The sequence below is a fragment of the Pseudomonas poae genome (genome assembly GCA_028869255.1).
Lineage (GTDB): Bacteria > Pseudomonadota > Gammaproteobacteria > Pseudomonadales > Pseudomonadaceae > Aquipseudomonas > Aquipseudomonas poae_C.
In genome coordinates this window covers 6,645,647-6,662,073 of sequence record CP110972.1, presented here as the reverse complement: position 1 = coordinate 6,662,073, position 16,427 = coordinate 6,645,647, and the positions used below count along the sequence as shown (strand labels likewise).

General features: G+C 61.6%; 15 protein-coding genes and 1 pseudogene. 5 read left to right on the top strand and 11 right to left on the bottom strand.

Annotation, left to right across the window (positions count from 1 at the left end; all coding sequences use genetic code 11):
* Window positions 1-2: 2 nt before the first annotated feature.
* Genes LRS56_30365 through LRS56_30355 form a run of 3 tightly spaced genes read right to left on the bottom strand, consistent with a single transcriptional unit; the run spans window position 3 to window position 2,631 of the window.
* Window positions 3-170 carry a DUF2474 domain-containing protein gene (locus tag LRS56_30365; protein WDU62928.1) on the bottom strand — a complete coding sequence of 56 codons (168 nt, stop codon included), beginning with the start codon at window positions 168-170 and terminating at the stop codon, window positions 3-5.
* A gap of 12 nt (window positions 171-182) precedes the next feature.
* On the bottom strand, window positions 183-1,190 hold the full coding sequence (gene cydB, locus LRS56_30360; GenBank protein ID WDU62927.1) for a cytochrome d ubiquinol oxidase subunit II: 1,008 nt from the start codon (window positions 1,188-1,190) through the stop codon (window positions 183-185).
* Window position 1,191: 1 nt separating this feature from the next.
* A complete protein-coding gene (locus LRS56_30355) occupies window positions 1,192-2,631 on the bottom strand; it encodes a cytochrome ubiquinol oxidase subunit I (GenBank protein WDU62926.1) in 1,440 nt (479 codons plus the stop codon).
* A gap of 317 nt (window positions 2,632-2,948) precedes the next feature.
* Between LRS56_30355 and LRS56_30350 the strand changes: the two genes are divergently transcribed.
* Complete coding sequence (locus LRS56_30350) at window positions 2,949-4,187, top strand: MFS transporter (GenBank protein WDU62925.1); 1,239 nt, start codon at window positions 2,949-2,951, stop codon at window positions 4,185-4,187.
* A 140-nt stretch (window positions 4,188-4,327) separates the two neighbouring features.
* Here the strand turns inward: LRS56_30350 and LRS56_30345 are convergent.
* The 4 genes and pseudogenes from LRS56_30345 to LRS56_30330 form a co-directional block, all read right to left on the bottom strand.
* A pseudogene (locus LRS56_30345) lies at window positions 4,328-6,512 on the bottom strand (xanthine dehydrogenase family protein molybdopterin-binding subunit).
* Window positions 6,509-7,498 (bottom strand): xanthine dehydrogenase family protein subunit M, encoded by a 990-nt coding sequence (locus LRS56_30340; GenBank protein WDU62924.1) that lies wholly within the window; start codon window positions 7,496-7,498, stop codon window positions 6,509-6,511. Before LRS56_30340 ends, LRS56_30345 begins: the two are co-directional and overlap by 4 nt.
* A complete protein-coding gene (locus tag LRS56_30335; protein WDU62923.1) occupies window positions 7,495-8,019 on the bottom strand; it encodes a (2Fe-2S)-binding protein in 525 nt (174 codons plus the stop codon). Before LRS56_30335 ends, LRS56_30340 begins: the two co-directional genes overlap by 4 nt.
* Before the next feature lie 96 nt (window positions 8,020-8,115).
* A complete protein-coding gene (locus LRS56_30330) occupies window positions 8,116-8,562 on the bottom strand; it encodes a DUF4879 domain-containing protein (GenBank protein WDU62922.1) in 447 nt (148 codons plus the stop codon).
* A 209-nt stretch (window positions 8,563-8,771) separates the two neighbouring features.
* Here LRS56_30330 and LRS56_30325 point away from each other — a divergent pair, with 209 nt between their 5' ends.
* Together LRS56_30325 and trmA are read left to right on the top strand one after the other, a co-directional pair.
* The gene (locus LRS56_30325; protein WDU62921.1) at window positions 8,772-10,067 is read left to right on the top strand and encodes an NCS2 family permease; all 1,296 of its coding nucleotides are present in this window, start codon (window positions 8,772-8,774) and stop codon (window positions 10,065-10,067) included.
* A complete protein-coding gene (trmA, locus tag LRS56_30320; protein WDU62920.1) occupies window positions 10,064-11,143 on the top strand; it encodes a tRNA (uridine(54)-C5)-methyltransferase TrmA in 1,080 nt (359 codons plus the stop codon). The genes LRS56_30325 and trmA overlap by 4 nt, the downstream gene beginning before the upstream one ends.
* Here the strand turns inward: trmA and LRS56_30315 are convergent.
* Both LRS56_30315 and LRS56_30310 read right to left on the bottom strand, forming a co-directional pair.
* Entirely contained in the window at window positions 11,126-11,596 is a 471-nt protein-coding gene (locus LRS56_30315) for a DUF2442 domain-containing protein (protein ID WDU62919.1), read from the bottom strand. The two genes, trmA and LRS56_30315, sit on opposite strands and share 18 nt — an antisense overlap.
* Entirely contained in the window at window positions 11,593-12,021 is a 429-nt protein-coding gene (locus LRS56_30310) for a DUF4160 domain-containing protein (protein WDU62918.1), read from the bottom strand. Before LRS56_30310 ends, LRS56_30315 begins: the two co-directional genes overlap by 4 nt.
* A gap of 240 nt (window positions 12,022-12,261) precedes the next feature.
* Here LRS56_30310 and aroQ point away from each other — a divergent pair, with 240 nt between their 5' ends.
* Together aroQ and LRS56_30300 are read left to right on the top strand one after the other, a co-directional pair.
* A complete protein-coding gene (gene aroQ, locus LRS56_30305) occupies window positions 12,262-12,711 on the top strand; it encodes a type II 3-dehydroquinate dehydratase (protein ID WDU62917.1) in 450 nt (149 codons plus the stop codon).
* Window positions 12,708-13,556 (top strand): shikimate dehydrogenase, encoded by an 849-nt coding sequence (locus tag LRS56_30300; GenBank protein WDU62916.1) that lies wholly within the window; start codon window positions 12,708-12,710, stop codon window positions 13,554-13,556. The genes aroQ and LRS56_30300 overlap by 4 nt, the downstream gene beginning before the upstream one ends.
* A gap of 119 nt (window positions 13,557-13,675) precedes the next feature.
* On the opposite strand, the gene LRS56_30295 is transcribed toward LRS56_30300, so the two are convergent.
* Together LRS56_30295 and LRS56_30290 are read right to left on the bottom strand one after the other, a co-directional pair.
* The gene (locus LRS56_30295; GenBank protein WDU62915.1) at window positions 13,676-14,341 is read right to left on the bottom strand and encodes a TetR/AcrR family transcriptional regulator; all 666 of its coding nucleotides are present in this window, start codon (window positions 14,339-14,341) and stop codon (window positions 13,676-13,678) included.
* A gap of 77 nt (window positions 14,342-14,418) precedes the next feature.
* On the bottom strand, window positions 14,419-16,320 hold the full coding sequence (locus LRS56_30290; GenBank protein WDU62914.1) for a bifunctional sugar phosphate isomerase/epimerase/4-hydroxyphenylpyruvate dioxygenase family protein: 1,902 nt from the start codon (window positions 16,318-16,320) through the stop codon (window positions 14,419-14,421).
* Window positions 16,321-16,427 lie beyond the last annotated feature (107 nt).

Genomic DNA, 16,427 nt, shown 5'->3' with positions numbered 1-16,427 from the left:
TGTCAGTGGGTGGTCAATCCGGCCGCATTCATGAACATGCGCATCAGGCTGGCCAGGACGAACAGGGCCAGCACGCTGCCGGTCCAGATCATCGCCAGCCACCCCAGGCGCCGCCACAACGGCTGTTTCTCGGCCTGTTCTATCTCGTGCAACGAAGGTTTGCCGGACATGGTACGAGCCTCCTAGTGATAGCCGTCTTCGTGGGTAACCTTGCCGCGGAACACGTAGTAGCTCCAGAAGGTGTAGCCCAGGATAAACGGGATGATGAACAGTGTGCCCACCAGCATGAAGCCCTGGCTTTGCGGTGGCGCAGCGGCGTCCCAGATCGACACGGAAGGCGGAATGATGTTCGGCCACAGGCTGATCCCCAGGCCGCTGTAGCCGAGGAAGATCAGCACCAGCGTCAGCAGGAACGGCGTGTAGTGCGCATTACGTGCCACGGCGCGAATCAGGCCATACATGGTCACCAGCACCAGGATCGGCACCGGCAGGAACCAGAACAGGTTCGGCAGGGTGAACCAGCGCGAGGCGATTTCCGGGTGAGCCAGCGGCGTCCACAGGCTGACGATACCGATCACCGCCAGCACCACGAACGCCAACGGCCGCGCCAGGTTGTGCATCTTCTCCTGCAACGGACCTTCGGTTTTCATGATCAGCCAGGTGCAGCCGAGCAACGCATACGCCACGATCAGTGCCACGCCGCAGAACATCGTGAAGGGCGTGAGCCAGTCCAGCGAGCCGCCGGCAAACTGGCGGTCCACCACCGGTATACCGTCGATGAATGCGCCCAGCGCCACGCCCTGGAAGAACGTTGCCGCCAGCGAGCCGCCGATAAACGCCTTGTCCCACAGGTGGCGTTTATCGTCCTTGGCCTTGAAGCGGAACTCGAAGGCCACGCCACGGAAGATCAGCCCGATCAGCATCAGGATCAGTGGCAGGTACAGCGCCGACAACACCACCGAATAAGCCAGCGGGAACGCGCCGAACAACGCCGCGCCGCCCAATACCAGCCAGGTTTCGTTACCGTCCCAAACCGGCGCGACGGTGTTCATCATCACGTCTCGGTCGACTTTGCCGGGGATAAACGGAAAGAGGATGCCGATACCCAGGTCGAAGCCGTCCATCACCACGTACATCATGATGCCGAAGATGATGATCACGGCCCAGATCAGCGGAAGATCAATACCCATCTCAATTCCCCTTGTGCTGGATGTGCGCGTGGTCGTCATCGCTGCCGTCATCGGCTGCAGACAACGGACGAGCCGGCGTGCGTTTCTGGCCAGGGCCACCGTGGGTCGGCTCGCTGCCTTCGTGGGTCTGCGGCCCTTTGCGCACCAGGCGCATCATGTAGCCCAGGCCAGCACCGAACAGCGCGAAGTACACCACCACGAACAACACCAGGGTAATCGTCATCTGCGCCAGGCTATGCCCGGAGGAGGCATCCGCCGTGCGCATCAGCCCGTAGACCACCCACGGCTGACGGCCGATTTCGGTGGTGAACCAGCCGGCGAGAATCGCGATCAGGCCGGACGGGCCCATCCACAACGCCAGGTACAGGAACGGCTTGGACGTGTACATCTTGTCGCCCCGGCGCAGCCAGAGGCTGAACAGGCCGGTGAAGATCATCAGGAAGCCCAGGCCGACCATGACCCGGAACGACCAGAACACGATGGTCGAGTTGGGGCGGTCTTGCGGCGCAAACTCCTTGAGCGCCGGCACCTGTTTGTCCAGGGAGTGGGTCAGGATCAGGCTGCCCAGGTACGGGATCTCGACTGCGTATTTGGTTTTTTCGGCCTTCATGTCGGGCCAGCCGAACAGGATCAGCGGCGTCGGCTCATTGCCGATATTTTCCCAGTGGCCTTCAATCGCGGCGATTTTCGCCGGTTGGTGCTTGAGGGTGTTGAGGCCGTGGAAGTCACCGATCACCGCCTGGATAGGCGCGACGATCAGCGCCATCCACATTGCCATCGAGAGCATTTTACGGATCGCCGGGTTGTCCTTGCCGCGCAGCAAGTGCCAGGCCGCCGAGGAGCCGACGAAGAACGCGGTCGCCACAAAGGCGGCGGTGGCCATGTGCATCAGGCGGTAGGGGAACGACGGGTTGAAGATCACCGCCAGCCAGTCGGTCGGGATCACGCGGCCGTCGATGATTTCAAAGCCTTGCGGGGTCTGCATCCAGCTGTTGGAGGCGAGAATCCAGAAGGTCGAAATCAACGTACCGACGGCCACCATCACGGTGGAGAAAAAGTGCAGCTTGCGCCCCACCTTGTTCCAGCCGAACAGCATCACCCCGAGGAAACCTGCCTCGAGGAAGAAGGCCGTGAGCACTTCATAGGTAAGAAGCGGCCCGGTGACGGCGCCGGCGAAGTCCGAGAAACGGCTCCAGTTAGTGCCGAACTGGTAGGCCATGACCAGGCCCGACACCACACCCATGCCGAAGTTGACGGCAAAGATCTTCGACCAGAAATGGTAGAGGTCGCGGTAGGTGTCGTTGTGGGTCTTGAGCCACAAGCCTTCCAGCACCGCGAGGTAACTGGCCAGGCCGATGGTGATCGCCGGGAACAGGATGTGGAACGAGATGGTGAATGCGAATTGAATTCGGGCGAGATCTAGCGCCTCCAAACCGAACATAAGTCTTCCTCTGTCAGGTAATACCGGCTGCTGGCGGAAGCCTGCACCCACTGCCCCCTACGGATATGGAGTCTGGCGAATTTCGATTCGTTTCTTTTTTAACCAGCCACGTAGGGAATCTGGCCCGAAGGCCCCAGAACAATCCCCACGCAGGTTTTGATCTGGATCAAGCATTGCTGAAAGAGTAGTCCCATTTTCAGGATTGAACTGTGTGGTCTTTTGCCGCGTGACAGACTGCCTCAGCTCAGTTGTTGCAACTATCTGTTACAACTTAATGATAATCTCGGCGCTCCCTCCGGCCCTGACCTGAATTCCCGATGCCTAGTGAACCCGCGTTGCTGTTGCGTCACCACCGCCCTTTCATCGCGTTCTGGCTGGCACGGATCTTTACCGCCAGCGGCTTCCAGATGCTTACCGTGGCCATCGGCTGGAACCTCTACCAACTGACCGGCAATGTGCTGGACCTGGGGTTGGTGGGCCTGGTGGAGTTTGTGCCCCGCGTACTCTTTATGCTGCACACCGGGCATGTGGCCGACCGCTATGAGCGGCGCAAGGTCGCGGCCATCTGCCAGACCGTGCAGGCATTGATTGCGCTGTCCCTGGCCATCGGTGGCCTGACCGGCAACGTCACCCGCGAGATGATTTTTATCCTCGCCTTCCTGCTGGGCGCCGCACGCTCCTTTGAAATGCCCACCACCCAGGCCATGCTGCCGAGCATCGTGCCCAGCGCGTTGTTCCCGCGCGCCGTGGCCTCGTCGCAGTCGGCCCAGCAGCTGGCGACCATCGTCGCGCCGGCCCTTGGCGGTTTGCTGTATGCGTTCGGCAGCGTGTGGGTCTATGGCCCCACAGTGGTGCTGTACCTGATTGCCTGTGTGTTGACCCTCAACCTGCCCGCCCGCCAGACCCCGCTGAACAAAGCCAAGGCCACCATGGATTCGCTGCTGGCCGGCATCCGTTTTATCCGCAGCCGCCCGGACATCCTCGGCGCCATCTCCCTGGACCTGTTCGCTGTGCTGCTGGGCGGCGCCACCGCATTGCTGCCGGTGTTCGCCAAGGACATCCTGTTGACCGGCGCCTGGGGCCTGGGCCTGCTGCGTTCGGCACCGGCGGTGGGAGCTTTGTTGATGTCATTGTGGCTCGCACGCTTCTCGGTCGACCGGCATGTCGGCCGCGTGATGTTTACCGCCGTGGGCGTATTCGGCGTGGCGACCATTGCCTTCGGCCTGTCGACCTCGTTCTGGTTTTCCCTGGCGGTACTGGTGGTGCTCGGCGCGGCGGACATGATCAGCATGGTGATTCGCGCCTCGTTCGTGCAGTTGGAAACCCCGGATGAAATGCGCGGCCGGGTGAGCGCGGTCAACGGCCTGTTTATCGGCGCCTCGAATCAGCTGGGCGAGTTCGAATCCGGGATCACCGCCCACTGGTTCGGCACCGTGCCCGCCGTGGTCATGGGCGGGATCGGCACGCTGGTGGTGACGGGGGTGTGGATCAAGCTGTTCCCGACGCTGGCCAACCGCGACCGCATGCATGTGCCGGTGGAAGACGCAAAGCTTTAAGCCCCCCTAGGAATGCAGTAAATGTGGGAGCTGGCTTGCCTGCGATGGAGGTGGGTCAGCCATTGATTGATGCCTGACACACCGCTATCGCCGGCAAGCCCAGCTCCCACAGGGGCTCTCCAGTAGCGTGAAGGTTTGCGCTACAGCACCTTGTCCAGGGTGATGGGAAACTCCCGTACCCGCTTGCCGGTGGCGTGATAAATCGCATTCGCCACCGCCGCCGCCACCCCCGACAATGCCGATTTCACCCACGCCCTTGGACCCCAGGGCGTTGACGATTTCGTCGTGCTCTTCGACGAACACCACGTCGATTTCGCCGATATCGGCATTCACCGGGATGTGGTACTCGGCCAGGCTATGGTTCATGTAGCGCCCCAGTTGATGATCGACCTGGGTCTCTTCGTGCAGCGCCATGCCGATGCCCCACACCACCCCGCCGAGAATCTGACTGCGAGCCATCTTCGGGTTGACCACACGCCCGGCTGCGATTGCACTGACCACCCGACGCACTTTGATGGTGCCCAGGTCTTCGTCGACCTGAACCTCGACAAACACCGCCGAATGGGTAGCGGTCGCATAGCCCTCACGTTTTTTGTCCGGCTCGCTGTCGACCTGCACCTCCAACGCGTCTTCGCCACTGTCTTTGACCAGTTGGGCCAACGACACACTGACGTCCCCGGTGTGCAGGTGGCCGTCTTCAAAACGTACCGACTCGGCATCCTTGAATACCGGGTAGGTTTGCCGGGCAATGTTCAGCAGTGTGCCGGTCAAGGCTTCGCACGCTTGCTGCACGGCGGTACCGACGGAGGACACGGTGAACGAGCCGCCCTGCAACGGCGCAGTCGGTAAAGAAGAGTCGCCGAGCAGAAACTGCACATCCTCCACCGCCACGCCGCTGGCCTGGGAGGCGATCTGGGTCATCACCGTGTAAGTGCCGGTGCCGATATCCGTGGTGGCACTGCTGACCGTGAGCTTGCCCTGCGTGTCGATGCGCGCCTTGGCGCTGGCTTTCATCTGCATGGATTCCCACACGCCGCCCGCCATGCCCCAGCCGATCAACTGGCGGCCATCACGCATGCTGCGCGGTTCCGGGTTGCGCCGGCTCCAGCCAAAACGTTCGGCGCCTTCGCTGTAACACTCACGCAAGGCTTTACTCGACCAGGGTTTGTCTTCGTTCTGGTTGCGCTCGGCATAGTTGATCAAGCGCAGTTGCACCGGGTCCATGCGCAAGGCACAGGCCAGTTCGTCCATGGCGCATTCCAGGCCGATCACGCCCAGTGCGGCGCCTGGCGCACGCATGTCCAGCGGGGTGAACACGTCGAGTCGCACCAGCTTGTAGGTCAATTGCACGTTGTCGCAGTGGTAAAGCATGCCGCTCCATTCCACCACGTGCTCGCTGAAATCCTCGAAACGCGAGGTTTGGCCAATCGCCGTGTGCCCCAGTGCCAACAGTCGCCCGTTGGCTGCGGCGCCCATCTGCAAACGCTGCAAGGTGCGCGGGCGATAGCCGAAGGTGAACATCTGCTGGCGCGTGAGCGTGACTCGCACCGAACGTTTCAGTGCCAGGGAGGCCATCACCGCCAGCGGCAACTGGTATTGCGGGCGCAGGCCCGAGCCAAACGCGCCGCCAACGAATGCGGCGAAGACGCGCACCTGGCTTTTATCCAGGCCGAACACCTTTTGCACGTAGGCCTGGCAGTTTTGCGGGCCCTGGGTCTTGTCGTGGATATGCAGCGTGCCGTCGGCCTGGTACAGCACGGTGCTGGCGTGGGGTTCCATGGGGTTATGGTGTTCGATGGGGGTGCTGTAGTGGACGTCCAGGCTGACGGCGGCGCCGGCCCATTCGGCCTGGAAGTTGCCGCGTGGCGCGGGCGGCGTTTGCGGTGAGGCGTGGGCCTGTTCCTGCAGCGCCACCAGGTCGGTGTCGAAGGCTTCGGCCGCATACTCGATGCGCACCAGCGAACCGGCATGCCGCGCCAGCTCCAGGTTATCCGCGATCACCAACGCCAGGGGCTGGCCGCTGTAGAGCACGCGATCGTTATACAACGGACGAAACGGTGAGCCATCCGCCGCATCATCGTCCTGGAAGGCATCATCGTAGCTCGCGAGTTTCGGCCGATTGAGATGATCGAGCACCATCACCACACCCGGCAGCGCCAGGGCCCGGGAAGCATCGATGCGCAGCACGCGGCCCTTGGCGATGGTGCTGGACACCACGCTGCCGTGGAGCAGGCCGCTCTCGGGGAACTCACCGGCATAGCGCGCCTGGCCCGTGACCTTGAGCAGACCGTCGACACGGTCCAGGGGTTTGCCGATAGCGGTCATGGGCGTTCTCCTGCGACGGCGGCGTCGCTCAGGGCACGGATCACTGCGCGGCGCGCCAGCTTGATCTTGAAGCCGTTGTGTTCCAGGGGTTCGGCGTCTTGCAGCAAGGCGTCGGCGGCGTTGCTGAAGGTTTCGCGGCTGACGGTCTGGCCGATCAACGCCGCCTCAACCGCCCGGTCACGCCAGGGTTTGTGGGCCACGCCGCCAAGGGCCAGGCGTGCGTCGACGATCCGGTCGCCGTCCAGTTCAAGGGCCGCGGCCACCGACACCAGGGCAAATGCGTAGGACGCTCGGTCGCGGACTTTCAGGTAGTGACTGTGGCGCGCCAGATGGTCGGCGGGCAGCTCGATGGCGGTGATCAACTCATCGTCGGCCAATTGGTTGTCGCGTTGCGGTGCATCCCCCGGCAGGCGGTGGAAGTCGGCAAACTCGATGACACGTGCACCGCCGCGCCCTTGCACATGCACCCGCGCCTCCAGCGCCGCGAGGGCGACACACATGTCCGAAGGGTGGGTGGCCACACATTGATCGCTGGCCCCGAGGATGGCATGGATGCGGTTCAAGCCGGTGCGCGCCGGGCAGCCGCTGCCGGGCTCACGCTTATTGCAGGGCACCGCAGCGTCATAGAAGTAGTAGCAACGGGTGCGCTGCAACAGGTTGCCGCCGGTACTGGCCATATTGCGCAATTGCGGCGAGGCGCCGGCCAGGATGGCCTGGGACAGCAAAGGGTAATGCTGTTCGATCAGCGGGTGCCAGGCCAGGTCGGCGTTGCTGACCAGTGCACCGATCCGCAGGCCGCCCTCGGCGGTCGCTTCGACCCCATGCAACGGCAGGCCGGTGATATCGATCAGGTGCTCGGGGTGGCTGATGTTTTCTTTCATCAAGTCCAGCAGGTTGGTGCCGCCGGCAATAAAACGCGACGCGGCGCTGCTCAGGTGCACGGCCTCGTGCACATCGGCCGGTTTGCTGTAATGGAAGGGGTTCATGACTGACCTCCTTCGGCGCGGCAGCTCGGCAAGGCGTCTTCAATCGCGTCGCGAATATTGCTGTAGGCACCGCAACGGCAGAGGTTGCCGCTCATCAATTCCTGGATCTGCGCAGTGTCGTGGGCGCGGCCTTCATTGGCCAGGCCGACGGCGGAGCAGATCTGGCCCGGCGTGCAGTAGCCGCACTGGAAGGCGTCGTGCTTGATAAAGGCTTGCTGCATGGGGTGCAACTGGTCGCCATCGGCCAAGCCTTCAATGGTGGTCAACTCGGCGCCGTCGCACATCACGGCGAGGGTCAGGCAGGCGTTCACGCGTTTGCCGTCGCGCAGCACGGTGCAGGCGCCGCACTGGCCGTGGTCACAGCCTTTTTTGCTGCCGACCAGATCAAGCTGCTCGCGCAAAAGGTCCAGCAAGGTGGTCCAGGGCAATACGTCCAGCTGGCGATCCTGGCCATTGAGGCGCAGGCGTATCGGGTGGCTGACGAACGGTTGGGCCGCCGCGCCATTGGGGGTCGCGCTCATAAACACCTCACGGGTTGGTGTACATCCGCGGCGTTCAGGAAAGTCGCCGTCTCAGGGGTACGACTTCCCGGGGTATTGAGCGTTCAAGGTGATTGATCAGCGGATATTGAACAGAGTTTTCAGGGTGTTTCGCGGCGGGTTGATCGAGGAGTTGCTGTATTCGAACCAGCCGGAAGCTTCGACATTCACCTCGAATACATAGATGTAGCCCATAAGGGTGCCGGCGCCATTGCAGGCCTCGCTGATGTTACCGACCTGGCACACGGGCGTGCGTGTGCCGTTCAGCTGCGCGCCATCGAAGCGGCCCATGGGGTTGTTGCCCAGGCCGACTTCCATCACCGAGACCTTGGTGGGCCCCCGATGGGTGCACATCTGAGTGCTTTGCGTGCGCTCCGGGATGGTTTCGGTGCAGCGGGCCGACTCGACCTTGAACACGCGCACCTCGCTCAAGGCCGGTGCAGTCGCGCCCCACGTCGGTGCTGCAGCGAGCCACAGGCTGATACAAGGGATCAGAGCTAGACTCCACGCGGTGGCTTTTTTCATGCTGTCGATGACCCTGAATTGAACGTCGGCGCAGTATGCCTCAAGGCCACCTTTCAGAATACGCAGCCTATACGCCACATGGCCTCGGCTGCTGGTATGATGCGCCGCTTTTTCCGATCCTCTCTGAAACCACAGGCGCTTGGCGCAGTTTGTGCTTTGACTTAGAGGTCAACAAATAACGACGCAAAATAGCGTCACAGGGAGCCGGCATGCTGGAAAAGCTGTTTCAACTCAAGGCACACAACACCAACGTGCGCACCGAGATCCTCGCGGGTATCACGACCTTTCTGGCCATGGCCTACATTCTGTTCGTGAACCCGAGCATCCTCGGCGAGACCGGCATGGACAAGGGCGCGGTGTTCGTCGCGACCTGCCTGGCCGCCGCCATCGGTTCGACCGTGATGGGCCTGATCGCCAACTACCCGATCGCCCTGGCGCCGGGCATGGGCCTCAATGCCTTCTTTACCTACACCGTAGTGCTGCACATGGGCCACACCTGGCAGGTTGCGCTGGGTGCGGTATTCATTTCGGCGGTGTTGTTTTTCCTGCTGTCGATCTTCCGTATCCGTGAGTGGATCATCAACAGCATCCCGCTGCCCCTGCGCTCGGCGATTGCCGCCGGTATCGGCCTGTTCCTGGCGCTGATCGCGCTGCACAACGCCGGCATCGTGGTCGGTAACCCCAACACCCTGGTGGGCTTGGGCGACCTGAAAAAACCCGAGCCGATCCTCGCCACCTTTGGTTTTATCCTCATCGTTGCGCTTGAAGCCCTGGCCGTACGCGGTGCGGTGCTGATCGGCATTCTGGCGGTGACCATTGTCTCGATCCTGTTGAATGTCACCCAGTTCGGCGGCGTCATTTCGATGCCACCGTCCCTGGCCCCGACCTTCCTGCAGCTGGATATCAAAGGCGCGCTGGACATCGGCTTGGTCAGCGTCATTTTCGCGTTCCTGTTCGTGGACCTGTTCGACAACTCCGGCACCCTGATCGGCGTCGCCAAGCGTGCCGGCCTGATGGGCAAAGACGGCCATATGCCGAAAATGGGCCGTGCGCTGATCGCCGACAGCACCGCCGCCATGGCCGGTTCGCTGCTGGGAACGTCGACCACCACCAGCTACATCGAATCCGCGGCGGGCGTGAGCGCCGGCGGCCGTACCGGTTTGACCGCCATCGTGGTGGCGATCCTGTTCCTGCTGGCGCTGTTCTTCTCGCCATTGGCCGCCAGCGTTCCGGCCTTCGCCACCGCGCCGGCGCTGCTGTTCGTGGCGGTGCTGATGACCTCGGGCCTGGCGGAAATCGACTGGGACGACATTACCGTTGCAGCGCCGGTGGTGATCACCGCCCTGGCGATGCCTTTCACTTACTCCATCGCCAACGGCATCGCCTTCGGTTTCATCGCCTGGACCGCCATCAAGCTGCTTTCGGGCCGCTACCGTGAGCTGAACCCGGCCCTGGTGATTCTGTCGATTCTGTTTGTGATCAAGCTGGGCTGGTTCAACGCATGACTTTTGACGCCGCACACTACACCGCTCAACTGCAAGACAAGGTCACGCGCTTGCGTGACCTGCTGGCACCGTTCGATGCGCCCGAGCCGCAGGTCTTCGATTCGCCGCTGCAGCACTTCCGCCTGCGGGCGGAGTTCCGCCTGTGGCGCGAAGGCGGCGAGCGCCACTACGCAATGTTCTCCCAGGACGACAAGCGCACGCCGATCCTGATCGAAGAATTCCCGATTGCCAGCCAGCGCATCAACCAGTTGATGCCGCAACTCAAGGCCGCCTGGCAAGCGAGCGCCGCCCTGAGCCACAAGCTGTTCCAGGTGGAGTTCCTCACCACCCTGGCCGGCGACGCGATGATCACCCTGTGCTATCACCGCCCGCTGGATGAGCACTGGCACACCGCGGCGAACCAACTGGCGGCCGACCTGAATGTGAGCATCATCGGCCGCTCCAAGGGCAAGCGCGATGTGATCGGCCATGACTACGTGGTGGAAAAACTCGAGGTGGGCGGGCGTACGTTCAGCTACCGCCAACCCGAAGGCGCATTCACCCAGCCCAACGGCACGGTGAACCAGAAGATGTTGAACTGGGCGTACGAAGCCCTGGGCGATCGCCCGGATGATCTGCTGGAGCTGTACTGCGGCAACGGCAACTTCACCCTGCCCCTGGCGACGCGTGTGCGCAAAGTGCTGGCCACCGAGATCAGCAAAACCTCGGTGAACGCGGCCTTGAGCAACCTCGATGAAAACGCGGTGGATAACGTCACGCTGGTGCGCTTGTCTGCCGAAGAACTCACCGAAGCGCTCAACGAAGTGCGCCCGTTCCGTCGTTTGCACGGCATTGACCTGAAAAGCTACGAATTCGGCAGTGTGTTCGTCGACCCGCCCCGCGCCGGCATGGACCCGGACACCTGCGAACTGACCCGGCGCTTCGACAACATCCTGTACATCTCCTGCAATCCGGAAACGTTGGCGGCGAACATTGCGCAACTGCATGACACGCACCGCATCACCCGATGTGCGATGTTTGACCAGTTCCCGTGGACGCACCATATGGAGTCCGGGGTGTTATTGACCCGGCGGTAATTCAACGCCCTCCTCGTCCTTCTTGCGCGGCCGCCCGCCCTTCTTGCCATTGGCTCGGGCGGCGGCGGATTTGGCGGCGCTGCTCTTGCGGCCGTTGCGCGACGCTACCAGGCTCGCCGCCAAGTCCATCAAGGGTTGGCTTGTGGCGATCAGGCCGGTGATTGATACATCCAGATCCCGGGCCTCACAGCACAGTGCCTTGCCGCCAAAGCCGACTTCCAACAGCTGAAAATCCTCTGACGAAAACCCTTCGAACTCCGGCAGGCCCGCCACCGGCAGCATGATGCGGCTGCCATCGCTGAAACCAATAGAGATGCAGCCGTCTTCGTAACGCACATTGCTGGCGTTGGCGTGCAGACGCTTCAATTTGCGCCCACGGGCAATTGCCTTGTCCACATCAGCCTCAGTGAGCGCTACGTAGGGTAAAACTTTGGCCTTTACGATTTGTTTCATAAATCGATCTCCACAAAACCCGGCGCCCTGACCAGATTCAAAATTGTTTTCTGCCCCGCGACATCGTGTCGGGCGCGTGCGATCACATAAACACCGCGCTGAATGATCAACCCAGGCAAAACCTCTGCGGTTTCCCAATCCCAGGAATGATTGTCCAGGCAAACCGTTTGCAGGTTTTCCCACCAGATCCTGCGCGCCCGCGCCAGGTAATGCCGCTGCATTATCGCGCCGCGTATTGCCTCCAGAACCGCTGTCGGTGGTCGTCTGCGTTCAGGGTCCACATCCCACAACTCGACATGCCCATCCAGAAAACTGAAACGAAAGCGCGCATCCCACTCCTTGCCCCTGACGTGAACATGCGGAGGACAGTGTTCATCCCTGAGAAACACCGAAATCACAAACCCTTTGTATGCCCCTACTTTCATCGTAACCCATCCGTTAGGTTATTTTCTGCCAGGTAACACTTTTCCTGGTGCAGCCCGACAATCGGTGATTCACAGATTAGTAGCGGCAAAAGAGGCGTCGAATGCGGTCTTGTAACCACGCATGGCGCAAAGATAATTAACAGTTCGATAATCGAACAGATACGCGGCCATCAATTGACCAAATTAACCATCCAGTACATTTTATCTCCACAACCAACAATAACTGTGGAGACGCCTCTTATGCCGCCTATCGTGCTGGTGCTGAACGGCCCCAACCTCAACCTGCTCGGCACCCGCGAACCCGCCACCTATGGTCATGAAACCCTGGCTGACGTCGCCGCTCTGTGCGGCCGCAGCGCTGATCAATTGGGGCTGAAAATCGAATTTCGCCAGACCAACCACGAAGGCGAGCTGCTGGATTGGGTCCACGGTGCGCGCGGCCGTTGCGCCGGTATCGTGATCAACCCGGCGGCCTGGACCCACACGTCGGTGGCGATCCGCGACGCGCTGGTGGCCAGTGAAGTGCCGGTGATCGAGGTGCATTTATCCAACGTGCATGCGCGGGAGGCGTTTCGACATCACTCGTTTGTGTCGCCAATCGCCAAGGCAGTGCTCGCAGGTTTCGGCAGCCATGGTTACCACCTGGCCCTGGAGCATTTCAGCCAGTTGCTGAAGGGGTCGAGCCGATGAAACCGCGCATCCTCGCCGGCCTGATCGGCGCCGGTATTCAGGGCTCCCGCACGCCGGCCCTGCACGAACAGGAAGGCGATGCTCAGGGTTTGCGCTACCTGTACCGGTTGATCGACCTGGAACCGCTGCAACTCAACATCAACGCCCTGCCCGACCTGCTGGACGCCGCCGAGCTGATGCACTTCACCGGGCTGAACATTACCTACCCGTGCAAGCAGGCGATCCTGCCACTGCTGGATGAATTGTCTGACGAGGCGCGGGGCATCGGCGCGGTCAACACGGTAGTGTTCAAGGGTGGCAAACGCATTGGCCACAACACCGATTGCCTGGGCTTTGCCGAAGGTTTCCGGCGCAACTTGAATGACGTGCCGCGCCGACGCGTGGTGCAGATGGGCGCCGGCGGCGCTGGCGCGGCAGTGGCGCATGCGCTGCTGGCTGAGGGTGTGGAGCAACTGAGTATTTTCGACGTGGACATGGCCCGCGCCCGCGACCTTGTGGATAACCTCACGCAGCGTTTCGGCAGCGGTCGCGCCCAAGCCGGCAGTCACTTGGAAAACGCCATGGCCGAGGCAGATGGCTTAGTCAACACAACGCCGATGGGCATGGCCAAGCTACCGGGCACACCGGTGCCGGCCGCCCTGTTGCGCGCTGAATTGTGGGTGGCGGAAATCGTCTATTTCCCGCTGGAAACCCAACTGCTGCGCGATGCCCGCGCCTTGGGCTGCCGCACCCTGGATGGCGGCAACATGGCAGTGTTCCAGGCGGTGAAGGCGTTTGAGTTGTTCAGCGGCGAGGTGCCGGATGCGCAGCGCATGCTGGCGCACTTCCAGAGCATGAACACCTGACTCACTGAAGAAGGTGGGAGCTGGCTTGCCTGCGATGGCGGTGGGTCAGCCAGCACTGCTATCGCGGGCAAGCCCGGCTCCCACATTGATTGCATTTACCCCCTCAGAACAGTCTGGGCTCAAGCTTGCAGGTAGCGCATCACCGACTCACAAATCATTTCCCGATGCCGCTGTTTAACTGCCTCATCCGACAGCTCGATCTGAAAAATCTCACTGAACGTATGGCGGTTGGACACCCGGTAAAAGCTGAATGAGTTGATCAGCAGGTGCACGTCCAGCGGCTCCAGCCCTTCACGAAACAACCCCATCTCGGCCCCCCGGCGCAAGGTCGCGCCCAGTGCTTCGAGGATATTGCTGTTCATTGCCTTGATCGAATCCGAGCGTTTCACGTATTCGGCGTTGTGGATATTTTCGATGCTGACGATGCGCACGAAGTCCACATTCTGATCGTGGTGATCAAAGGTGAATTCCACCAGCCGGCGGATCGCTTCACGCGGTTCCAGGGCGGTGAGGTTCATGCGGGTTTCGGTGTTGCGGATATCGCCGTAGAGCTTCTCCAGCACCTCGACGTACAACTGCTCCTTGCTGCCGAAGTAGTAATAGATCATGCGTTTGGAGGTGTGGATGCGCTCGGCGATCGCATCCACGCGAGCCCCGGACAGGCCCTGCTGAACAAACTCGACGACAGCTTCCTGGAGGATGTTTTCGCGGGTCTTTTCCGGGTTGTTCTTACGACTCTTGCGCGGTGCTTCTGACACTGCGGGGAGTTCGGGACTCGAGGTCATGGTGCGCTCACGGCCATTGTTATGCAGGCGGTGATTATGGGCCGCGGCGCTCCCCGAAGGAAGCACCTGGCCCGCGGTCACAACCGCGCCTGGCGCGCCGCGCCGCTGCGCGACTTGGCCATCGCCGCCAGACGCACCGCCACGTTGGCCGCGCCGTAGCCGGCGTAGCCGTTTTTGCGCTGGATGATCTCGAAAAAAAACCGCCCTTCGAACGGTTCGGTGTACACGTGAAACAACTCACCGCCCTGGGCGTCACGGTCGTACAGCACGTTGTAGTACGCCAGTTCGCTGAGGAACTCGTCGTCGAAATCAAAGCGCGCCGCCAGGTCGTCGTAGTAGTTCAGCGGGATATCCAGCAACGGCACACCCGCCTCTTTGGCACGGCTGACCTCGGCGAAAATATCCGCACAATCGAAGGCAATGTGGTGCACGCCTGAGCCGCGATAGCTCGACAGCGCGTGGGAAATCGCGGTGTTGCGGTTCTCGGAGATATTCAGCGGCAGGCGGATCGAGCTGCAACGGCTGCGCAATGCGCGGCTTTTCACCAGGCCATAGGGGTCGGGCAGCACCACTTCGTCATCGGCTTCGAAATCCAGCAGGCTCTTGTAGAACAACACCCAGCTGTCGAGGCTGTCGGCTGGCAAGGCCATCGCCATATGGTCGATGCGCAGCAAGCCGCCGCTGGAGGCCGAGGCGGGCTGCAGGTTGAAGTCGGTGTCGTACAACGAGCCCTCGGAAGGGTCCACCAGGTAAATCAGGCTGCCGTCCGGCGCTCGCACCGCCGCCAGTTCCAGCTCGTTGGGCCCGACCAGGCCGCGATAGGGCTGCCCCTTGTAGGCCACCGCCCGCTCCAGTGCCTTGGCGCTGTCCTTGACCCGAATTGCCGTGGCGCACAACGACGGCCCATGGGCCTCGAAAAAGTTATGCGCGAAAGAATAGGGCTCACAGTTGAGGATCAGGTTGATATCGCCCTGACGCAACAGGCTCACGCTCTTGGAGCGGTGCTGCCCAGCCTTGACGAAACCCAGGCGTTCCAGCCAGTGGGTGAGCTTGGCGCCGAGGTTTTCATCCACCGCAAACTCTAGGAATTCGATGCCGTCATAGTCGCTGGCAGCCGGGGTTTCGAAGAGGATATCGACCGGCGTGGCAGGCTGTTCCTGCGCCAGACGCTGGCGGGTTTTCTCCTCCAGGTACAGCAAGGAGCGCAAGCCATCCGCCGCATTTGCGCGGGTCGGCGCGGCGCGGAAACCATCGTTGAAAATCTCCAGGGACAACGGCCCGGTGTAGCCACTCTTGATGATCGGCGCCAGGAACCCCGCGAGGTCGAATTCGCCTTGGCCGGGGAAGCAGCGAAAATGTCGGCTCCACTCCAGCACATCCATGGCCAGGATCGGCGCGTCGGCCATTTGCACGAAGAAGATCTTGTCGCCGGGGATTTCGGCGATGGCACTCGGATCGCCCTTGAGCGACAGGGTGTGGAAGCTGTCGAGCAACACGCCGAGACTCGGGTGATCGACCTGGCGCACCAGGTTCCACACCTGCTGCCAGGTGTTCACATGCTTGCCCCAGGCCAGTGCTTCATAACCGATGCGCAGGCCGCGACGGCCGGCGTGTTCGGCCAGCAGGCTCAAGTCATCCAGCAAAATACGTTCATTACCCACGCAATCGGCCGAAGCGTTGCTGCACACCAGCACCAGGTCGGTGCCCAGTTCCTGCATCAAATCGAACTTGCGCTCGGCCCGCTCCAGGTTGCGCGCCAGGCGGTCGCGGCGGCAGCCTTCAAAGTCGCGAAACGGCTGGAACAGGGTAATGGCGATACCGAGGTCGGCGCACATCTGCCTAACTTCCCGTGGGCTGCCATCGTAATACAACAGATCGTTTTCGAAGATTTCTACACCATCAAACCCCGCCGCCGCGATGGCTTCGAGCTTTTCCGGCAGGGTTCCGCTCAAGGAAACAGTGGCAATAGAGCGTTGCATGGGCGACTCCCGGTTTTGAGGTCTGTCTTATTTACGGCAAATTATTGGCCGCTAAACTGTTCACAGCAATTGAAATGTACGAACCGGTTAGTTTTCAGTGCGATTAT